This window comes from Mesorhizobium bavaricum (assembly GCF_056781655.1).
In genome coordinates this window covers 4,357,349-4,374,754 of record NZ_CM165566.1, presented here as the reverse complement: position 1 = coordinate 4,374,754, position 17,406 = coordinate 4,357,349, and the positions used below count along the sequence as shown (strand labels likewise).

Annotated in this window: 19 protein-coding genes; 6 read left to right on the top strand and 13 right to left on the bottom strand. The window is 61.8% G+C overall.

Annotated features, from left to right (window positions below; genetic code table 11):
• Nucleotides 1-25: 25 nt before the first annotated feature.
• From AC1RZR_RS21415 to AC1RZR_RS21400, 4 genes are all read right to left on the bottom strand, one after another.
• A complete protein-coding gene (locus tag AC1RZR_RS21415; RefSeq protein ID WP_481825898.1) occupies nt 26-745 on the bottom strand; it encodes an AIM24 family protein in 720 nt (239 codons plus the stop codon).
• On the bottom strand, nt 639-917 hold the full coding sequence (locus tag AC1RZR_RS21410) for a DUF4031 domain-containing protein (RefSeq protein ID WP_481825897.1): 279 nt from the start codon (nt 915-917) through the stop codon (nt 639-641). The genes AC1RZR_RS21415 and AC1RZR_RS21410 overlap by 107 nt, the downstream gene beginning before the upstream one ends.
• A gap of 58 nt (nt 918-975) precedes the next feature.
• Complete coding sequence (locus tag AC1RZR_RS21405; RefSeq protein ID WP_481825896.1) at nt 976-2,274, bottom strand: lysophospholipid acyltransferase family protein; 1,299 nt, start codon at nt 2,272-2,274, stop codon at nt 976-978.
• Nucleotides 2,275-2,389: 115 nt separating this feature from the next.
• Nucleotides 2,390-3,217: a cell envelope integrity EipB family protein gene (locus AC1RZR_RS21400; RefSeq protein ID WP_477277077.1), complete on the bottom strand. Its 828-nt coding sequence runs from the start codon at nt 3,215-3,217 to the stop codon at nt 2,390-2,392.
• Between the two features lie 139 nt (nt 3,218-3,356).
• Here AC1RZR_RS21400 and AC1RZR_RS21395 point away from each other — a divergent pair, with 139 nt between their 5' ends.
• The 4 genes from AC1RZR_RS21395 to AC1RZR_RS21380 all read left to right on the top strand — a co-directional run bounded on the left by AC1RZR_RS21395 (nt 3,357) and on the right by AC1RZR_RS21380 (nt 6,365).
• Complete coding sequence (locus tag AC1RZR_RS21395) at nt 3,357-3,821, top strand: RidA family protein (RefSeq protein WP_477277079.1); 465 nt, start codon at nt 3,357-3,359, stop codon at nt 3,819-3,821.
• A 14-nt stretch (nt 3,822-3,835) separates the two neighbouring features.
• Nucleotides 3,836-4,564 carry a glycerophosphodiester phosphodiesterase gene (locus AC1RZR_RS21390; RefSeq protein ID WP_481825895.1) on the top strand — a complete coding sequence of 243 codons (729 nt, stop codon included), beginning with the start codon at nt 3,836-3,838 and terminating at the stop codon, nt 4,562-4,564.
• Between the two features lie 56 nt (nt 4,565-4,620).
• A complete protein-coding gene (locus tag AC1RZR_RS21385; protein ID WP_481825894.1) occupies nt 4,621-5,835 on the top strand; it encodes a GNAT family N-acetyltransferase in 1,215 nt (404 codons plus the stop codon).
• 98 nt (nt 5,836-5,933) lie between these two features.
• A complete protein-coding gene (locus AC1RZR_RS21380; RefSeq protein ID WP_481825893.1) occupies nt 5,934-6,365 on the top strand; it encodes an HIT family protein in 432 nt (143 codons plus the stop codon).
• A 31-nt stretch (nt 6,366-6,396) separates the two neighbouring features.
• Here the strand turns inward: AC1RZR_RS21380 and AC1RZR_RS21375 are convergent, their stop codons facing one another.
• The 4 genes from AC1RZR_RS21375 to AC1RZR_RS21360 form a co-directional block, all read right to left on the bottom strand.
• The gene (locus AC1RZR_RS21375) at nt 6,397-7,023 is read right to left on the bottom strand and encodes a chloramphenicol phosphotransferase CPT family protein (protein WP_481825892.1); all 627 of its coding nucleotides are present in this window, start codon (nt 7,021-7,023) and stop codon (nt 6,397-6,399) included.
• Between the two features lie 64 nt (nt 7,024-7,087).
• Nucleotides 7,088-9,556, bottom strand: a complete 2,469-nt coding sequence (gene clpA, locus AC1RZR_RS21370) for an ATP-dependent Clp protease ATP-binding subunit ClpA (protein ID WP_477277090.1) — start codon at nt 9,554-9,556, stop codon at nt 7,088-7,090.
• A gap of 6 nt (nt 9,557-9,562) precedes the next feature.
• Nucleotides 9,563-9,892 carry an ATP-dependent Clp protease adapter ClpS gene (clpS, locus tag AC1RZR_RS21365; protein WP_010909565.1) on the bottom strand — a complete coding sequence of 110 codons (330 nt, stop codon included), beginning with the start codon at nt 9,890-9,892 and terminating at the stop codon, nt 9,563-9,565.
• Between the two features lie 297 nt (nt 9,893-10,189).
• On the bottom strand, nt 10,190-10,519 hold the full coding sequence (locus AC1RZR_RS21360; protein ID WP_379104393.1) for a phasin family protein: 330 nt from the start codon (nt 10,517-10,519) through the stop codon (nt 10,190-10,192).
• A 284-nt stretch (nt 10,520-10,803) separates the two neighbouring features.
• Here AC1RZR_RS21360 and AC1RZR_RS21355 point away from each other — a divergent pair, with 284 nt between their 5' ends.
• Nucleotides 10,804-12,231, top strand: a complete 1,428-nt coding sequence (locus AC1RZR_RS21355; protein ID WP_481825891.1) for an SPOR domain-containing protein — start codon at nt 10,804-10,806, stop codon at nt 12,229-12,231.
• 47 nt (nt 12,232-12,278) lie between these two features.
• Here AC1RZR_RS21355 and AC1RZR_RS21350 read toward each other — a convergent pair whose 3' ends face one another.
• The 4 genes from AC1RZR_RS21350 to AC1RZR_RS21335 form a co-directional block, all read right to left on the bottom strand.
• Nucleotides 12,279-12,977 (bottom strand): DnaJ domain-containing protein, encoded by a 699-nt coding sequence (locus AC1RZR_RS21350; protein WP_477277094.1) that lies wholly within the window; start codon nt 12,975-12,977, stop codon nt 12,279-12,281.
• Nucleotides 12,977-13,708, bottom strand: a complete 732-nt coding sequence (locus tag AC1RZR_RS21345) for a vWA domain-containing protein (protein ID WP_379104567.1) — start codon at nt 13,706-13,708, stop codon at nt 12,977-12,979. Before AC1RZR_RS21345 ends, AC1RZR_RS21350 begins: the two co-directional genes overlap by 1 nt.
• A 75-nt stretch (nt 13,709-13,783) precedes the next feature.
• Nucleotides 13,784-14,221 carry a DUF1489 family protein gene (locus AC1RZR_RS21340; RefSeq protein ID WP_477277097.1) on the bottom strand — a complete coding sequence of 146 codons (438 nt, stop codon included), beginning with the start codon at nt 14,219-14,221 and terminating at the stop codon, nt 13,784-13,786.
• Between the two features lie 106 nt (nt 14,222-14,327).
• Nucleotides 14,328-15,731 (bottom strand): L-serine ammonia-lyase, encoded by a 1,404-nt coding sequence (locus tag AC1RZR_RS21335; RefSeq protein ID WP_477277099.1) that lies wholly within the window; start codon nt 15,729-15,731, stop codon nt 14,328-14,330.
• A 182-nt stretch (nt 15,732-15,913) separates the two neighbouring features.
• On the opposite strand from AC1RZR_RS21335, the gene AC1RZR_RS21330 reads away from it, so the two are divergent.
• On the top strand, nt 15,914-16,633 hold the full coding sequence (locus tag AC1RZR_RS21330) for a DUF599 domain-containing protein (RefSeq protein ID WP_477277101.1): 720 nt from the start codon (nt 15,914-15,916) through the stop codon (nt 16,631-16,633).
• Here AC1RZR_RS21330 and AC1RZR_RS21325 read toward each other — a convergent pair.
• Nucleotides 16,606-17,403: a YdcF family protein gene (locus tag AC1RZR_RS21325; protein WP_477277103.1), complete on the bottom strand. Its 798-nt coding sequence runs from the start codon at nt 17,401-17,403 to the stop codon at nt 16,606-16,608. The genes AC1RZR_RS21330 and AC1RZR_RS21325 overlap by 28 nt on opposite strands.
• Nucleotides 17,404-17,406 lie beyond the last annotated feature (3 nt).

The following is a 17,406-nucleotide window of genomic DNA, read 5'->3' as shown; positions in this document are numbered from 1 at the left end:
CTGATACATATCCCTTTGCTCAGGCCTATTCCTCGGTCGGCATGTGCAGATACATCGACTGGATGCCGACCCGACCGGGTCCGGTGAAGCGGTTGACGATGAAATTCATGCTGGCGCCGAAGAAGCCGCTCGACAGGCGGTCGATCTTGGTTTCCATCCTGACCGAGACATCCTTGAACAGCCAGCCACCCGGCTCTATGTCGATGGTCTCGCCAGCGGCGAGCGTTTTCACGAAGACATTGCCGTAGCCGTGCAGCCAGACGATCCCGTCGCCGGCATCGCCACGAAACCGGTCGATGAAGAAGCCGCTCTGGCCGAACAGCATCGTCGCGAGACCACGCACGCGCTCGAAGGTGTAGTCGACATTGCCGGTGGCGGCGAGAAACTGGTGTTCGCGTACCTGGATCTCCTCGCCACGCCTGAGATGGATCGGCACGATGTGGCCTGGTCCGTCGCGGCTGAAGGCGATGATGCCCGCCCCCGACGCTTCGGTGACGAAGATCTGCATGCCGGCCATCATGCGCTTCAGCGCGCCCTTCAGCGACTTCAGACCGATGGTGATGGTGGAATTCTTCCACAGCAGGATGTGGTGCTCGAAAGCGTGATCGCGGCGCAGTAAGCCAGAAATGCCGTTGGTGTCATGGTCGAACCTTTCCGTTGGGCACCCGCACCCGCCGGAAGATCGCGACGATCTCCTCGCGGCTGCATTCTGTAGCGCCGAGCCGCACCGCGCGGTCGCGCTCAAAGCCGGTTATGTCATAGTGCGGCGCTGATGTCCTGGGCGGCCCTTGATAGGATGAGCGCTTGACGCCAAGCTGTGCGGCAAAGCGATGCAACTCATCGGTGTCATCGGCCATCAGATGGCACCAGCGATGGCCGGCCCAGTTCCAGATCGCCGCGTCGACATAGATCGCCATGAGGCTTGCTGCCTGCCTTCCATTCTTTCCAACCGAATGACGATCGGCCGTTCGCATGTCAGTGACGATAGAATGGATTCGGATAGAAAATGAAGCCGCCATTGGCCGCAAGCTCAGCCACGGTGCCCGTGACTGTGTCCTGCATGCGACGGTGCAACTCGGCAACAGCAACGTCGACCGAGCCGGCATGCTCATGCAGGCCGAGTGGATCGGGTACCCGGATATGGGCGCAACGCGGCCCGGCCGGCTGCGGAATGAATCGGTTCATCGTGTCGTGCAGTCCGCTCCGGCAATAGTCGTTGCGGATACGCTTCAGATGCTCGGCGATCTCCTCCTGGGTGATGCGCGGATTGGCCGAGGCCCAGGGCCCGACGCGTTGCAGCCTCTGAATCATATCGGTGAGCGCCCGGACCTTTTTTTGCCGTTCAGCGTCGCCGGTGTTTTCGCGCTGCCAGCGACGCGCCCGCCGCAGAAGCTCGGTGATGTCGGTGACAACGGCGTCAGCTGAAATGTCTTCGCCGAGCCGGCGGCCCAGTTCGGCGACCAATATCTGCTGGCGCTCGGCATAGGTCGTGCGTTCGTCGGATGGCATGCCCCACGCGGCTTCGTCGCGCGCCAGCAGCGTCGAATAGATATGGTGGATCCTCTGCGGCAGCGTGTCGGCCGCGCGGCGTTCTATTTTCAGGCTTTTCTCGACATAGGTGCATTCCTTCGCCAGCGCCGCTTCGACATTCCTGGTGAAGGCCAGTTTCCAGACGACCGGCGCGATCCAGACCTGGAAATTGGAATCTGCCGTGCGGCCACGCTTCAGCGCTTCCAATCCCATCTCGACGGCACCTGGCAGCAGCGGCGCAACGATGTTGCCATGCCAGCCGACGCCGCCTTCGGGATGCAGCAGCACGCCATGGCCTTTCAACGCCCAGGCGACGGAGTGTTCTTTGGCTGCCTCACTCTTGCCGGGGATCTGGGCGATCAGATTGTTGGCCAGCCAGAATTTCTGCATCAGCCGGCCAAGGCCGTTGACGACACCGTTCGTTGCCCAGGAGGCCGCAAGCGGGCTGACCTGCGACACGATCTCCTTGTCGATCATCCAGTCGGTGAAGAACTCGGGATGATTGGGCGTGATGAAGGTCGCCTTCCCTGTCCCGCAACTGGCCCTCAGCCGCTCGAGGTCGGCGTCGGGAAAGTCGATGTGACGGACATTGGCGACGCCACGCAGTCCGGCCACGCGGTTGAACGGCAAGATATCGCGAAGGCCGGGAATGCCATGCAGCATGACAATCCGGTTGACGAACGTCATGATCTTGATCAGCGCCGGATTGGGCCGCGGCGCCACGAAGACATCGATCCTGCTCAAGTTGCCCCCCTCGCGCCTCGACGCTGGAAAGGAAGTTGAGAGCCGATTGCGGCAGGTTCAAGTCGTTCGCCACGACAACGCCGTGTCGTGGTCGATCAACCGGCGAGCTGAACCACTATTTGGTCGGGCAGGTTTTCGATTGGTCGAACAACGAAAGATTGACCAGCTTGCCGGTCATAGAGAAGTCACCATAGTCCATGACGAGGTCGCGGGTGATGCCGTTCTCATGCAGCTTGAAGCTGATCCGGTACTCCGGCACCTCTTCGCCTGTCTTGTCGCTGTCGTCGAAATAGGCGATGTCGACCGGCCAATATTTGTCGGTGGCGAGCTTCGCCAATGCCGGAGCCTCCGGGTCGGCCTTGTCGGCATCGGTTTTCTTGCCGACGACGACGGTGGTGGTCATCACCTTGTTGGCGTCTTCGGAACCGTCGAACAGGTTGGTTTCGTAAAAATTCTCGCCCTTTTCGGCCTTGCCGATCAGTTCGACCAGATGTTGGGTCGGGAATTGAGTCGTGGCCAGTTCGAGGCTGTTCTTTTCAGGCTTGTCGATATCAACCTTCAAACCCTTGGTCTCTTTCGTGGCGATGCCCTTGACCTCCTTGTCGAGGTTCTGGTCGACGAAGGACTTCGTCACGAACGAGAAAGTCTTGCCTTCAGCGTCTTCGAAAGTGGTCGTCTGCTGGTCGGTCAGCCTCGTGTTGTCGTTGGTGACGATCTGGGTGACGAAACGGAATTTCACCGTATAGCCCTCACAGGCCGAGCCGTTGAACTCGTAGACCATGCGGCCGGATATGCCTGTGATGCCGGATTGATCGGACGCCTTTTTGAGGGTGAGGTCGTAAACGGCGCGGTGGGCTTGCAGCGCCGGCACGGCGAAAGCAGGGCCGATCGAGAAGACTGCCGACAAAAGCACGGCATGGAATGCAAGGCGCGTTGCGCGCATGAGGTACTCCGATCGTCGCGGCTGATGGCAGGCCGCAGGGAAAGATGGTCCAGCTTAAAAAAAGTCGTGGCGGAAGCGAGGCAAAAATAGCAATTTCGGCCCGGCCAGCGCGGCGTCACCCAAGCAATAGGGAAATACCATGAGCGAAACAATCGAAAAGCGGCTAAGCGATCTGGGCGTGACGCTTCCTGTCGCCGCCGCGCCCGCCGCCAACTACGTGCCCTATTGCAGGACCGGCGATCTGCTGTTCACCGCCGGCCAGTTGCCGCTCAAGGACGGCAAGCTGCAGGCCAGCGGACTGCTTGGCCGTGACGTCGACACGGCGGCTGGCATGGACGCGGCAAAGTACTGCGCGATCAACATTCTGGCGCAGGCCAAGGCCGCACTTGGCGACCTCGAGAAAATCCGCCGCCTGGTGAAGATCACCGTTTTCGTCGCCTCCGCACCCGAGTTTGTCGAGCAGCACCTGGTTGCCAACGGCGCCTCCGATTTCCTGGTTGCAGCACTTGGCGAGCGCGGCAAGCATGCCCGCTCTGCAGTCGGCACCGCCTCGCTGCCGCTTAATGCCGCAGTGGAAATCGAAGCCATCTTCGAAATCGAGTGAGCCAGGGAACAACCATGACCGACCTATCCTGGCTGACCGCCCGGCCCGTTGCCCATCGCGGCTTCCACGACATGAACAAGACGCGTTGGGAAAACACGCTTTCCGCTTTCGCCGCCGCTGCCGAGCGCGGCTATGCCATCGAATGCGACGTGCACCTGTCATCGGATGGCATTCCCGTCGTCATCCATGATGGTGACCTGCAAAGGCTGACCGGACAGGACGGCTTCGTCTGGCAGCGCACCGCGGCCGAGCTGACGGCGCTCAAGGTGGGCGGCACGTCAGACCACTTGCCGACACTTCAGGACGCGCTGGATCTCGTCGATGGCCGGGTGCCGGTCGTCGTGGAGTTGAAAGGGGTCCCCGGCCGTGACGAGGGTCTCGTGGCGGGCGTCGGCAAGATGCTCAAACGTTACAAGGGCAAGGCAGCGATCATGTCGTTCGACCACTGGCTGATCCGCGATTTCTCCAAACATGCGCCGGGCATTCCGGGCGGACTGACTGCCTACGGCAAGGAAAACCAGCTGATCGAGGCGCATTTCGCCATGCTGGCGCACGAGATCGCCTTCACCTCCTATGCCGCCGGCGACCTGCCGAACCGGTTCGTCGGCTTCGTGCGTGAAAAACTGAAAATGCCAGTCATAACCTGGACGGTGCATGACCAGCCCGCGGTGGACCTGACCTATAGATATGCCGACCAGATGACATTCGAAGGATTCGAACCCGATCTGGTCAAAGTAGCCTGAAGTCGAGTGTCTGAAACGTGACTTGTACCAGGCCAGACGGAGCTTAAATAAGCCTCATGGATCAAGGCGACGACGGCGATGGCCAGACAGCAAATGCGGACTATTCGATCCGCGTCGCCGCTGGCATCGGCGCTTTCACCCCGGACGAGTGGAACAGCCTTAGTGGAACCACGCGCAGGGACGCCGAGAACGGCTATAACCCGCTCGTTTCATACGCTTTTCTGAGTGCGCTCGAAGAGTCCGGCTGCGCCGTTCGGCGCACCGGCTGGCAAGGTCATCATTTGCGGCTGGAAACCGCGCGAGGCAAGCTGCTCGGCGCGGTGCCGTGCTATCTCAAGTCGCACAGCCAGGGCGAGTATGTGTTCGATCATGGCTGGTCGGATGCCTTCGAACGCGCCGGCGGCCGCTACTATCCCAAACTGCAATGCGCGGTGCCGTTCACGCCGGTCACAGGCCCTCGCCTGCTGGTCACCAGGGGCGAGGATATCAGCACCGTCAAGGCCGGGCTGGCCGCGGGTCTGCAGGCGGTCACACAGAAACTCGGTGTCTCTTCCGCGCATGTCACCTTCGCGCAAGAGAGCGACGTGGAGGTGCTGGAAGCGGCGGGTTTTCTGCACCGCACCGACCAGCAGTTCCACTTCTTCAACGAAGGCTTTTCAACCTATGACGACTTCCTCGCCACCCTTGCCTCGCGCAAGCGCAAGGCGATGAAGAAGGAAAGGCGCGAGGCGCTGGCCAACGGCATCTCGATCGACTGGCTGACCGGCAAGGACCTCACCGAAAAGGTCTGGGACGACTTCTTCGCCTTCTACATGGATACCGGCAGCCGCAAATGGGGCCGGCCCTATCTCAGCCGCCAGTTCTTCTCGCTGATCGGCGAACGCATGGCCGACGACATCCTGCTGGTGATGGCCAAACGCAATGGGCGCTACATTGCCGGCGCCATCAATTTCATCGGCTCCGACGCACTCTATGGCCGCAATTGGGGCTGCATCGAGGACCATCCCTTCCTGCATTTCGAGGTCTGCTACCATCAGGCGATCGACTTTGCCATCGAGCGCAAGCTGGAGGTGGTCGAGGCAGGTGCGCAGGGCGAGCACAAGCTGGCGCGCGGCTACCGACCGGTGATCATGCATTCCGCGCACTACATCGCCCATCCCGGCCTACGCAACGCCGTTGCCGACTATCTCAGGCGCGAACGGCACGAGGTGGAGCGGATGAGCGAATATCTTGAAGAGCACACCCCATTCCGCAAGGATGTGGAGGAGTAGCACCCTGGCTGCCCCGATCGGCAGGGTCGACTTTGCCCAATCGCCTTGCCGACTTCTGGCGGCTTCGCTACACGAAGGCACAATCCGGAGCGTTTGCGATGGCCCAAACCGCCTATGACACCGACAACATCTTCGCAAAGATCCTGCGCGGCGAGATCCCCTCGCATCGCGTCTACGAGGACGAGGCGGTCGTCGCTTTCATGGATGTGATGCCGCAGGGGCCCGGCCATACGCTGGTGGTGCCGAAGTCACCATCGCGCAACCTGCTCGACGCCGATCCGTCAACGTTCGGCCCGCTTTTCACGGTCGTCCAGAAAGTGGCTCGGGCCGTCAAACAAGGTTTTGGCGCCGACGGCGTAACCATCATGCAGTTCAATGAGCCAGCCTCGGGGCAGACCGTCTATCATCTGCATGTACATGTCATCCCGCGCTTCGATGGCATCCCGCTGAAGCCGCACACGGGCGGGATGGAGAAGCCCGAAGTGCTGGCGCACAACGCCGAAAAGATTCGGGCGGCGCTGCAAAGCTGAAGCGCACGTCGCTTTACGACTGGAAACAGTGCTACCCGGCGGCGGTTTGAGCCAGGTGCTCGATCGCGCTCGGCCGAACGATGCCTTGCTGCAGCCGCCCGCGGATCGTATCCGCGCATTGCGCAGGGCTCAGCAGCGAGGTGTCGACTTCCAGATCGTATACGCCTGGCCGGTGCACCTCTTCCTGCCACAGGCGCACGGGCAGCGGTACGGGATCATCGGGCGAGCCGGTCACATACCTCCTGCCCGTCGCGCTGGCGGCGCGCCGTTCTATGATGATTTCAATTGGACAGCGAACGCCGACAAGCAGCACCGGCAGGCCGGCGAGACGGCGCGCGCAATCAGCAAGGCAATCGAGGGGCTTCGAATAGGCATCGTGATGGCCGACATCCACCACGACATTCACGCCCAGCCGGCTGTGGGCGGCAATCGATTCGTAGAGTGCGGCGTAGAAGCCGGGCACGAGGCCTTCAAGGTCCGGACGCTCGCCGCCCGGCCGCAATCCTATTCCAGGCCGATATCGCGGCGGCGTGGCGTGCTCGTAGACATCGACGCCGAGATTGATCCACACCCCATCGAAATTCTCCTGGATGGCCTGGACGATGCTTGTTTTTCCCGATCGCGGCGCTCCGTTCAGGATGATGATCTGTCCGGCCATGCGTCCTCTCGTCGTTCCAAAGAAAAAAGCCCCGTTTCCGGGGCTTTTTCGATTTTCGTCAGGGTCAGTTCTTTCTGGGCAGTTGCGGCACGAGGCTGCGCTTGCCGCCGTCCTTGCCCTTGGCTTCGGGTTTCTGCGCCACCAGCTTCTTCGTCGCGGGCTTTTTCGCCACGGCCTTTGCGGGCTTCGGTGCTTCTTCCGGCTCTTCCTTCTTCGGCTTCACCGGCGCCTCGTCGGCGAGCGACTCGAGCTTCAGGCCGGTCTCGCCGGTTTCCTTCTTCTCGACGGTGACGCGCACCGTGCCGCCCTTCTTGAGCTTGCCGAACAGCACCTCGTCAGCCAATGGCTTCTTGATGTGCTCCTGGATGACCCGGCCGAGTGGCCGCGCGCCCATGCGCTCGTCATAGCCCTTGTCGGCCAGCCACGCGATCGCATCGGGCGAGAGGTCGAAGGTGACGCCCCGCTCGGAAAGCTGGGCCTCGAGTTGCATGACGAACTTCTGCACCACCTGATGGATCACCGGCACCGGCAGCGAGCCGAACGGGATGATCGCATCGAGACGGTTGCGGAATTCCGGCGTGAACAGCCGGTTGATCGCCTCGACGTCGTCGCCTTCGCGCTTGGTCGAGCCGAAGCCAATCGCCGCGCGCTGCGCATCCGACGCGCCCGCATTGGTGGTCATGATCAGGATCACATTGCGGAAGTCGATCTGCTTGCCGTTGTGGTCCGTGAGCTTGCCATGGTCCATGACCTGCAACAGGATGTTGAACAGATCCGGATGCGCCTTCTCGACTTCGTCCAGCAACAGCACACAGTGCGGATGCTGGTCGACGCCGTCGGTCAAAAGACCACCCTGGTCGAAGCCGACATAGCCGGGAGGCGCGCCGATCAGCCGCGACACGGTGTGGCGCTCCATATATTCCGACATGTCGAAGCGGATCAGCTCGACGCCAAGCGAGGCGGCCAATTGCTTAGCCACTTCGGTCTTGCCGACGCCGGTCGGACCCGAGAACAGGTAGGAGCCGATCGGCTTCTCCGGTTCGCGCAGGCCGGCACGCGCCAGCTTGATCGCCGAGGTCAGCGCGCTGATCGCGGTATCCTGGCCGTAGACGACGCGCTTCAGTTCGATATCGAGGCCTTGCAGCACCTTCTCGTCGTCGGCCGAAACCGTCTTCGGCGGGATGCGCGCCATGGTGGCGATCGTCGCTTCGATCTCCTTGATGCCGATGGTCTTCTTGCGCTTGGCTTCCGGCACCAGCATCTGCGAGGCGCCGGTCTCGTCGATCACGTCGATCGCCTTGTCCGGCAGCTTGCGGTCGTTGATGTAGCGCGCCGACAACTCCACCGAGGCCTTGATTGCCTCGTTGGTGAACTTCACCTTGTGGAATTCCTCATAATAGGGCTTGAGGCCCTTCATGATCTCGATCGCATCCTCGATGGTCGGCTCGTTGACGTCGATCTTCTGGAAGCGCCGCACCAAGGCGCGGTCCTTCTCGAAGAACTGGCGGAATTCCTTGTAGGTGGTCGAGCCGATGCAGCGGATTGCACCCGAGGACAGGGCCGGCTTCAACAGGTTCGAGGCGTCCATGGCGCCGCCCGAAGTCGCCCCTGCCCCGATCACCGTGTGGATCTCGTCGATGAACAGCACCGCGCCGGGATAGTCCTCGAGTTCCTTGACGACCTGCTTCAGCCGCTCCTCGAAGTCACCGCGATAGCGCGTGCCGGCGAGCAGCGTGCCCATGTCGAGCGCGAAGATGGTGGCGTTGTGCAGCACCTCGGGGACGTCGCCCTCGACGATGCGCTTGGCGAGGCCCTCGGCGATCGCCGTCTTGCCGACACCAGGATCACCGACATAGAGCGGGTTGTTCTTGGAGCGGCGGCACAGCACCTGGATGGTACGGTTGATCTCGGATTCGCGGCCGATCAGCGGGTCGATCTTGCCGGCCTTGGCCTTGTTGTTCAGGTTGACGCAATAAGCGGTCAGCGCATCCTGCTGCTGCTTTTTCTTGCCGCCTTCCTCCTGCGGCTCGGCGCCGTTCTGGCCGCCCTGCTCGTCATCGGCGCCGCGCGGCGAACGCGTCTCCGATGCTCCCGGACGCTTGGCAATGCCGTGCGAGATGTAGTTGACCGCGTCGTAGCGGGTCATCTGCTGTTCCTGCAGGAAATAGGCGGCATGGCTCTCGCGCTCGGCGAAGATGGCGACGAGCACGTTGGCGCCCGACACTTCCTCGCGGCCCGACGACTGCACATGGATCACCGCGCGCTGGATGACGCGCTGGAAGCCGGCTGTCGGCTTGGAATCCTCGTCGTAGCCGGTGACCAGATTGTCGAGCTCGGTGTCGATATAGGTGAGAACCGTATGCTTCAGCTCATCGAGATCGACATTGCAGGCGCGCATGACGGCGGCCGCCTCGGTGTCGTCGATGAGCGCGAGCAGCAAATGTTCAAGGGTTGCATATTCATGGTGCCGCTCATTGGCGAGCGTCAGCGCCTGGTGAAGCGCCTTTTCCAGGCCTTGGGAGAAAGCCGGCATGTTACCTCACTTCTTCTCCATCACGCATTGCAGCGGATGCTGATTCTGTCGGGCGAAATCCATGACCTGGGACACTTTGGTCTCGGCCACCTCGAATGTATAGACCCCGCACTCGCCCACTCCATGATTGTGAACATGAAGCATGATGCGTGTGGCGGCTTCGCGGTCCTTCTGGAAAAAACGCTCCAGCACGTGAACCACGAACTCCATGGGCGTGTAGTCGTCGTTGAGGATGAGGACCCGGTAAAGGCTGGGCTTCTTGGTCTTGGTTTTGGTGCGCGTGATGACGGCCGTCCCGCGGCCGGCCTCATTGCCGTCGCCGCCGCCGTTTTGCATCCGCGCCACGTGTCTCGTGGCAGTCAAACCGATCGTCACGTATTCCTGCCTCTTTCGAATCCCCATGCGAGTTCGACATGTAGGTGTTCGATGAACGATTTTAAGCCCTTCTGTTTAGCTGACAATATGGCTAGGTGACCAAACTTGTCCGATTTTCGCAATCGTGAAGGGGCGCGAGGCCCTGGAGCGGAAATTGACATGAAAAAACCCGGCCACGCTTCCGCGGCCGGGCTTTGTCCCGGGCCCAAAGGGCCGGATCTGGATCACGTCAGGCGAATTTAGGTCACCCGGGCGAAATTACTTCGCCTTGGCAACGATCGATTCGAACGGCTTGTAGGCTTCCTTGGCCAGTTCGGCATAGAGGTCGCCAATCTTGGTGGCCTCGGCGACGAACGCCTCATAGGATTGCTTGGCATAATCGGACTGGATCTCGATCGCCTTTTCCAGCGACTTGGCAGTAAAGATTTTTTCGACGGCGGCGCTGCCGGCTTCGAAGCTTTTCTTGGTGTATTCGCCAGCCTCGGTGGCGATCGCCTGTGCGCCCTTGGAGAGCGAAGCGAAGCTCTTCAATCCGGTATCGGCAAACTCTTTGCCGTATTTGCTGAAGTCCTCATAGGTCTGGGTCATGTCACGCATTCCCTTGGGTTGAAGCGTCCTTCTTCGGGGCGCCCTTGTGCAATGCACTCCAATATATTGTGCGCCGCACAAAAGTCAATATTTCGACGGCGTGCGGAGCCCGCCTGCCCAGCCAATGGATAAAAATCGAATAAAGAGAGCTTCAAGCCCGAAGAAAATGGTGAACGCGGCGGTTACCATAAACGGATTGGTAACGCTGCCCCGGTAGCCTGGCTGGAAGTGAGGCAGGACCCTTCGCCGCCTCCAACGCAACGAAGAATCCAAGGGAAGTACCAGTGCGTAAGGCGTTGTTGGGCATCGTATCCAAATCCACATCCCCTCTCAAAAAGATGATGATCTTCGCCTTGGCGTTGACATTCGTCTGCGGTGACGTCGCTTCATCCCTGGCGGCGAGGCAGGCGGCCATAGTTGTGGACGCCAAGACTGGCAAGGTGCTGTACTCCGCGGATGCCAACGGCAGGCGCTATCCGGCTTCCCTGACCAAAATGATGACGCTTTACCTGACCTTCGAGGCGTTGGCGAAGGGCAAGATCAGCCGGAACTCGCAAGTTGTGTTTTCGGCCCATGCCGCAGCCGAGCCGCCGACGAAACTCGGCGTGAAGGCAGGCGGTTCGGTCACGGTCGATACCGCCATCCTGTCGATGGTCACCAAGTCGGCGAACGACTCGGCTACCGCGCTCGGTGAATTCCTCGGCGGCAATGAAACCAATTTCGCCCGCATGATGACGGCCAAGGCGCGGGCCCTGGGCATGAACGGCACCGTGTTCCGAAACGCCAATGGCCTGCCCGACCCCGGCCAGTTCACCACCGCTCGCGACATGGCGACGCTCGGCATCGCGCTGCGGGAGCATTTTCCCCAGTACTATGGCTATTTCTCGCAGCGGTCCTTTCTCTACGGCCGTCAGCGCATCAACGGCCACAACCGTCTGCTGGGACGCATCAAGGGCGTCGACGGCATCAAGACCGGCTACACCCGTGCCTCCGGCTTCAATCTCGTCTCGTCGGTTTCCGACGGCAATCGCCGCATCGTCGGCGTGGTCATGGGCGGCAGCTCCGGTGGCAGCCGCGACAACCAGATGGCTGCGTTGATCAACACTTATATGCCGCGCGCATCGACCCGGGGCGGTGGTGATCTGGTCGCCAAGGCCGGCGGCAACAACCCGATCACCGCCCTTGCCAAGGTGCTCCTGCCCAAGCACGACGCACCGACGCCGGACGACAAGCCGATAGTGGCACAGGATGATGCGACCCAGGACGTTGCCACCGTTGCCGAAGACGCCACAGTCGCGGAAGACAGCACCGCGCAGAGCGAGGAGGCTACCCCCGTCGTCAAGACCAGGAAGGTCAAGACCGTCATCGTATCGGCGCCTCAGGTGGCCACGGCCCAGGTCGTGGCGGCCTATGCCGAGCCGGCACCGACGCCAACCGTCGACCCTGTCAACACCGCGTCGGTGCCGTCGGGCTGGGCTATCCAGGTCGCCTCGTCGCCAAAGCAGTCCGAAGCACAGGCCTTCCTCAACAAGACCACCAAACAGGCACCCAAGGTGCTGGCCGACGCATCCGGCTTCACCGTCGCCTTCGACAAGGACGGCGTCACCTACTACCGCGCCCGCTTCGGTGGCTTTGGTTCGAAGACTGCCGCCTGGAAGGCCTGTACCGCTTTGAAGAAGAAAAATATCGAGTGCTACGCCGTCCAGCAGTAGGACGGCGTGGAAGTGATCTCCCGGAAAAATTCTGCGTCGAAGGAGAACTAATTGTGATTGGAGAGCAAGACGTCCTTGGCTTCATTGATCCGCGCCGCCAGGAAAGACGTGCCGCCGATATCGGGGTGCAGGCGCTGCATCAGGCGGCGGTGCGCCTTGCGGACATCCGCCGCGGCGGCCCCCGCTTCAAGACCAAGGACCTTGTAGGCCTCCTCCTTAGTCATGGCGCCCGAACCTGGCGCAACACCCAGCCCTTCGCCACCGTTCGTCTCAGTGTTTTTGCGCCAGACGGGAAATCTGCCGTCAAGATACGTCTCTAGCAGTTGCCGGCTCTCCGGATCGCCGGAGAGTTCGCGATAAAGCTGCTGCAGCTCGGCCATACCCATCGCGCCGAGCATCTTGCCTTCATGGCGACCGGCCAGCACAAGCCCTTCCAGGCCGCCGGTATCGTGATCAAGCTCCATTTCCAATGCCGCGGTCCGTACCGTCGACCGCTTGCCCGGCGCGAGTCCCGCCGTCGGCCGCTTCGTCCGCACTGAACCATACCAGGTAAGTGCCGCGGCCAGGATGATGCCGGCGATGCCTTCCCGCCCGACGACAAGCACGGCGAGGCCGACCAGCGCCAGAAGAACCGGTCCGAGCGTCCGCATCCCGTTTGCCAGTTTTCCCGGATCGGCGCGCAGAAAGATGGTCACCGCACCGAGAAGCACCAGAAGCAATGCAACGAATAGGATAATTGCGCCCATCAGTTCCCGCCGCCCCGCAGATGCTCGATCATCAGCCGGTCTTCCGGCCTGCCCCTGGCCTCGAGCGCCTTAAGCCCGCCGGTTGCAAACACCGCAACCGCCGAAAGCAGTCCTGCCAGGGTCGCGGCAGCCTGCCGATCAAATCGGAACCAAGCCCCTTTGGACAACCGCGCGATTTCCTTAAACGCCTTTTCTGCGCCGGAATCATGACCTTCCTGGAAGACGAAGACGGGAACGCCATGCAGGCCGAGGCTGCCGGCCTTTTCGGCCAGATCGTCGATGTTCTCTTCCATCGCATCGCCGATATAGACCAGCGCATTGACCTTGGCCGTGGCCGTCTGTTTCAGCGCATGCGCCAGCACCTTGCCGATCTGGGTGTGGCCGCTACGGCATTCGATTCGCGTCATCAGCTGTTTCAAGGCATTGGTATCGGTCACGAAAGCGGACGAACGGCACTCGCCCAGGCCGCGAAAATAGACCAATTGGACGCTGAGGGTTCCGGCCTTGCCGACGGCATCGAACATCTGGCCCTGCAGCTCGCAAGCCAGATCCCAGGTCGGCTGGCGGCTCATCGTCGCGTCGAGCGAAAGGATCAGCCTGCCCGAACCCGTCGCCGACGCAGCCAGCGTCCTTGCTTGTCGAAGAAACGCTTCGATCTCGCCGGCATTGGATTGAGGTTTGACCGGCGCAGGGTTAACCCTTGCGGGCACGGGCTGCTTCTTGTCGCTCATGAAAACAAGATGTGGCGTTGTTCCATCGCTTGCAAGCCCTGCCTGAGGCAACATTGAGGGCCAGAGGACACGGGATCAGAGCAGGCCGAGATCGGCAAGCTCGCGCCGCAGCTTCGGCGGCATCTCGATCAACCCTGCCTTGCCCTTGCCGAGGTCAACCGGCGCGTCTGACGGTTTCAGATAGCGCCAGCCCTGAAAGGCGCGGCGCGGCTGCCAATCGGTGCGCACGACTTCCGGATCGAGGATCAAGTGGCAGCGGCCGATGCCTTCGTCGTCGGTGAAGGGGCGAATTTCTGTGATCAACTGGCGGCACTGCACGTTGCCCTTGACCACCCAGTAGAGCGAACCGCCATCAGTGATTTCAGAGGCGCGCGTCGGCACCATGCGGGTGGTGTGATATTGCTCGACCGGCTCACCGGCACGCCGCCGCTCGTCGAGGCGGAAAGCGATCCACTCCTCTAGGTCCTCGACGCTGTCGCAGCCGACGCAGAGTTTTATGAGATTGAGAGACATCGCCTAAGGTTTAGCCCCGCGCGCGGATGCGTCAACGGCCTGATCGACTTCTCCACAGTGCCAAAACGCCATCAGATGGCCCGCCGGAGCGGTTCCAAACGGGCTCTCAGCACTCCACGACATTGACGGCAAGCCCGCCAAGGCTGGTTTCCTTGTACTTCTCGTTCATGTCGAGGCCGGTCTGGCGCATGGTCTCGATCGCCGCGTCGAGCGGCACGAAATGGATGCCGTCGCCCTTGATGGCCAGTGACGCAGCCGTCACCGCCTTGACGGCGCCCAGCGCATTGCGCTCGATGCAAGGCACCTGGACCAGCCCGCCGACCGGATCGCAGGTCATGCCGAGATGGTGTTCAAGCGCGATCTCGGCGGCGTTTTCGACCTGTTCGGGTGTGCCGCCCATGACGGCGCACAGGCCGGCCGCGGCCATCGCCGATGCGGAGCCGACCTCACCCTGGCAGCCGACCTCGGCGCCGGAGATCGAGGCGTTGGTCTTGATGATGCCGCCGACTGCCGCGGCGGTCAGCAGGAAGTCGCGGATGCTCGGCTGATCGGCCTCGGGATGGAAATGCAGCCAGTAGCGCAGCACCGACGGCAATGTGCCGGCAGCGCCATTGGTCGGCGCGGTGACGACGCGGCCGCCTGCGGCGTTCTCCTCGTTGACGGCCATGGCGTAGATCGACAGCCAGTCATTGGCGAGCAAGGGATTGGGCTTGTTCTGCTGCCACTGCTCCTGCAGCTTGTCATGCAGCATGCGTGCCCGCCGGCGCACCTTCAGTCCGCCCGGCATGATGCCATCCTGCGACAGGCCGCGGTCGATGCAGCCCTTCATGGCGCTCCAGATGCCGTCGAGTCCGGCGTCGAGCTCCTCGCGCGACATCTGCGTTTCCTCGTTGACGCGCTTCATGTCGGCGATGGAAAGGCCGCTTTTGCCGGCCATCGCCAGCATCTCGACCGCGTTCTTGAAGGGATAGGGCACCTTCTTGCCTTCGGTCGTCACCGACCCCTTGGCCTTCATCCGCTGCAGCTCTTCTTCCGAAACGACGAAGCCGCCGCCGATGGAATAATAGATGCGCTTGAGCAACAGGCGGTCGCCGGCATCATAGGCGTAGAACGCCATGCCGTTGGCGTGGCCGGTGAGCGGCGTCTTGCGGTCTAGCACCAGATCGGTGGCCGGGTCGAAACGATAGGACGGATGGCCGGGCGGTGAAATGCGCTTCTCCGCGGTGATGCGGCTGGCAATGCCATCAGCCTGATCCGGATCGACAGTCTGCGGCGTCAGGCCGGCAAGGCCGAGTATGACAGCACGATCCGAGCCATGACCGATGCCGGTATAGGCGAGCGAGCCATGCAGGCTGGCGGCGAGGCGGTCGACCTTGACGCCCGCCGGACGCGGCCAGTCATTTCCCGCGACCTCGTCGAGAAACCGCGCTGCGGCGGTCATCGGCCCCATCGTGTGCGAACTCGAGGGTCCTATGCCGATCTTGAACAGGTCGAAAACGGAAAGGAACACGCGGCGTTGTCTCCTGGAGTTCACTTCGAACGACTACATATAGGAATTCCCAGATGTTTCCGCTCTTTTGTCAATCGCGGCGCAGCGCCAGCCGACCTTGTTTGCTCCGGCAGCGACATTGGTTGTCGATCGCTCTTTGCCGGGCATCGAAGCGATCACACTGAATGTGATAAATTCAGGCTATGGGCGATTCCCTCGATCTTTCGACAGCCGATCTCGCGGCGCTGGCTTTCTTCCTCGTCGTGTGGCTGCTGCACACGCTTGCCTCCGACGGCAAGCTCATTAGCCGCATATCGCTGACGACGGCGATGAATGCCCAGCGGCAAGCCTGGATGCGCACCATGGCCGAGCGCGAGATCCGCATCGTCGACACCGCCATCATGAGCGGGTTGCAGCAGGGAACCGCCTTTTTCGCCTCCAGTTCGCTGATCGCGATCGGCGGCTGCTTTGCCTTGCTCGGCGCGTCCGACCGGGTTCTTGAAGTGCTCAGCGACCTGTCTCTGGGCGGCGCCCCGTCGCGCGCTGCCTTTCAGATAAAGGTGTTCGGACTGGTGCTGATCCTGGCGTTTTCGTTCTTCAAATTCGGCTGGGCGTACCGGCTGTTCAACTATTGCACGATCCTGATCGGCGCCGTGCCGATCCCGCACGGCGAAGCCTCGCGCAACCCGGTCACCGAAACGGCCGTCTGGCGTGCGGCGCAGATGAACATGCTTGCGGGAAAGCATTTCAATTCCGGCCTGCGCGGCGTGTTCTTCTCGATCGGCTATCTCGGCTGGTTCGTCGATCCAATGGTGTTTGTGCTGTCGACGCTGTTGCTGCTCGCCGTGCTGGTGCGGCGCCAGTTCTTCTCGGCCGCCAGACAGGCGGTAATCGGTCAGCCGCCGGGCGCCGGAAAAGGCTGATCGATCCGGCCCGATAGCCAGTAGGCCAAGAGCCCGATCCATTCACGGATGGCCATGGTGGTGGCCTGCAGCGAATCGGCTGGATTGTCGCGGAACAGGCCGATGCCTTCCCGCCCCGTGGTGCGATAGTCGACCGGCCAGGGGATTGTCGCAAATCCGGCCTTGTCGAACAGCGCCTTGGCGCGCGGCATATGGAAGGCCGAGGTCACCAGCAGCCAGGTCTCGCCAGGCATCGGTGTTACCAGCTCCTTGGTGAAGACGGCATTCTCATAAGTGTTGCGTGACTTGTTTTCGAGGATCAGGCGATCGGCCGTCACACCAAGCGCTGTGAGCAATCGCGGTGCCGTGGCGGCGTCGCCCTCGCCATCCAAGAACAATTCGCCGGTGCCGCCGGAGACGACCACCTTGGCGGTTGGAAAGCGTCGGGCGAGTATCGCGGTCTCGACCATCCGATCGCCGCCGCTGTTCAGCTCATAGCCGCCGCGCACCAGATTGATGGCACCTTCGAATCCGCCGCCGAGCACAACGATGCCGTCGACCCTTTCCGGCAGCGGCGGACGCGCAAAGCGCTCCTCCAGTGGATTGAGCATCATGGCACCGAGCGACGTCCAGGCCGACAGCGCAAGAATCAAAAACGCAAGCACGCTGCCCGTGGCGGCAAGCCGCCGTCGGCCGATCATTGCGGCAAGCAGTCCGGCCAGCAGCAGGAAGATCGTCAGGTTGAGCGGCTGGATGAAGAACCAGAAGATCTTGGAAAGGTAGAAGAACATCGC

Excerpts from the sequence above, each read along its gene's own strand:
- AC1RZR_RS21410 (WP_481825897.1), bottom strand. The coding sequence starts at position 917 with ATGGCGATCTATGTCGACGCGGCGATCTGGAACTGGGCCGGCCATCGC.
- AC1RZR_RS21360 (WP_379104393.1), bottom strand. The coding sequence starts at position 10,519 with ATGACCCAGACCTATGAGGACTTCAGCAAATACGGCAAAGAGTTTGCC.
- AC1RZR_RS21330 (WP_477277101.1), top strand. The coding sequence starts at position 15,914 with ATGGGCGATTCCCTCGATCTTTCGACAGCCGATCTCGCGGCGCTGGCT.
- AC1RZR_RS21350 (WP_477277094.1), bottom strand. The coding sequence starts at position 12,977 with ATGGGCGCAATTATCCTATTCGTTGCATTGCTTCTGGTGCTTCTCGGT.
- AC1RZR_RS21385 (WP_481825894.1), top strand. The coding sequence starts at position 4,621 with ATGGATCAAGGCGACGACGGCGATGGCCAGACAGCAAATGCGGACTAT.
- AC1RZR_RS21390 (WP_481825895.1), top strand. The coding sequence starts at position 3,836 with ATGACCGACCTATCCTGGCTGACCGCCCGGCCCGTTGCCCATCGCGGC.
- AC1RZR_RS21340 (WP_477277097.1), bottom strand. The coding sequence starts at position 14,221 with ATGTCTCTCAATCTCATAAAACTCTGCGTCGGCTGCGACAGCGTCGAG.
- AC1RZR_RS21395 (WP_477277079.1), top strand. The coding sequence starts at position 3,357 with ATGAGCGAAACAATCGAAAAGCGGCTAAGCGATCTGGGCGTGACGCTT.
- AC1RZR_RS21375 (WP_481825892.1), bottom strand. The coding sequence starts at position 7,023 with ATGGCCGGACAGATCATCATCCTGAACGGAGCGCCGCGATCGGGAAAA.
- AC1RZR_RS21380 (WP_481825893.1), top strand. The coding sequence starts at position 5,934 with ATGGCCCAAACCGCCTATGACACCGACAACATCTTCGCAAAGATCCTG.
- clpS (WP_010909565.1), bottom strand. The coding sequence starts at position 9,892 with ATGCAAAACGGCGGCGGCGACGGCAATGAGGCCGGCCGCGGGACGGCC.
- clpA (WP_477277090.1), bottom strand. The coding sequence starts at position 9,556 with ATGCCGGCTTTCTCCCAAGGCCTGGAAAAGGCGCTTCACCAGGCGCTG.
- AC1RZR_RS21325 (WP_477277103.1), bottom strand. The coding sequence starts at position 17,403 with ATGTTCTTCTACCTTTCCAAGATCTTCTGGTTCTTCATCCAGCCGCTC.
- AC1RZR_RS21400 (WP_477277077.1), bottom strand. The coding sequence starts at position 3,217 with ATGCGCGCAACGCGCCTTGCATTCCATGCCGTGCTTTTGTCGGCAGTC.
- AC1RZR_RS21345 (WP_379104567.1), bottom strand. The coding sequence starts at position 13,708 with ATGAGCGACAAGAAGCAGCCCGTGCCCGCAAGGGTTAACCCTGCGCCG.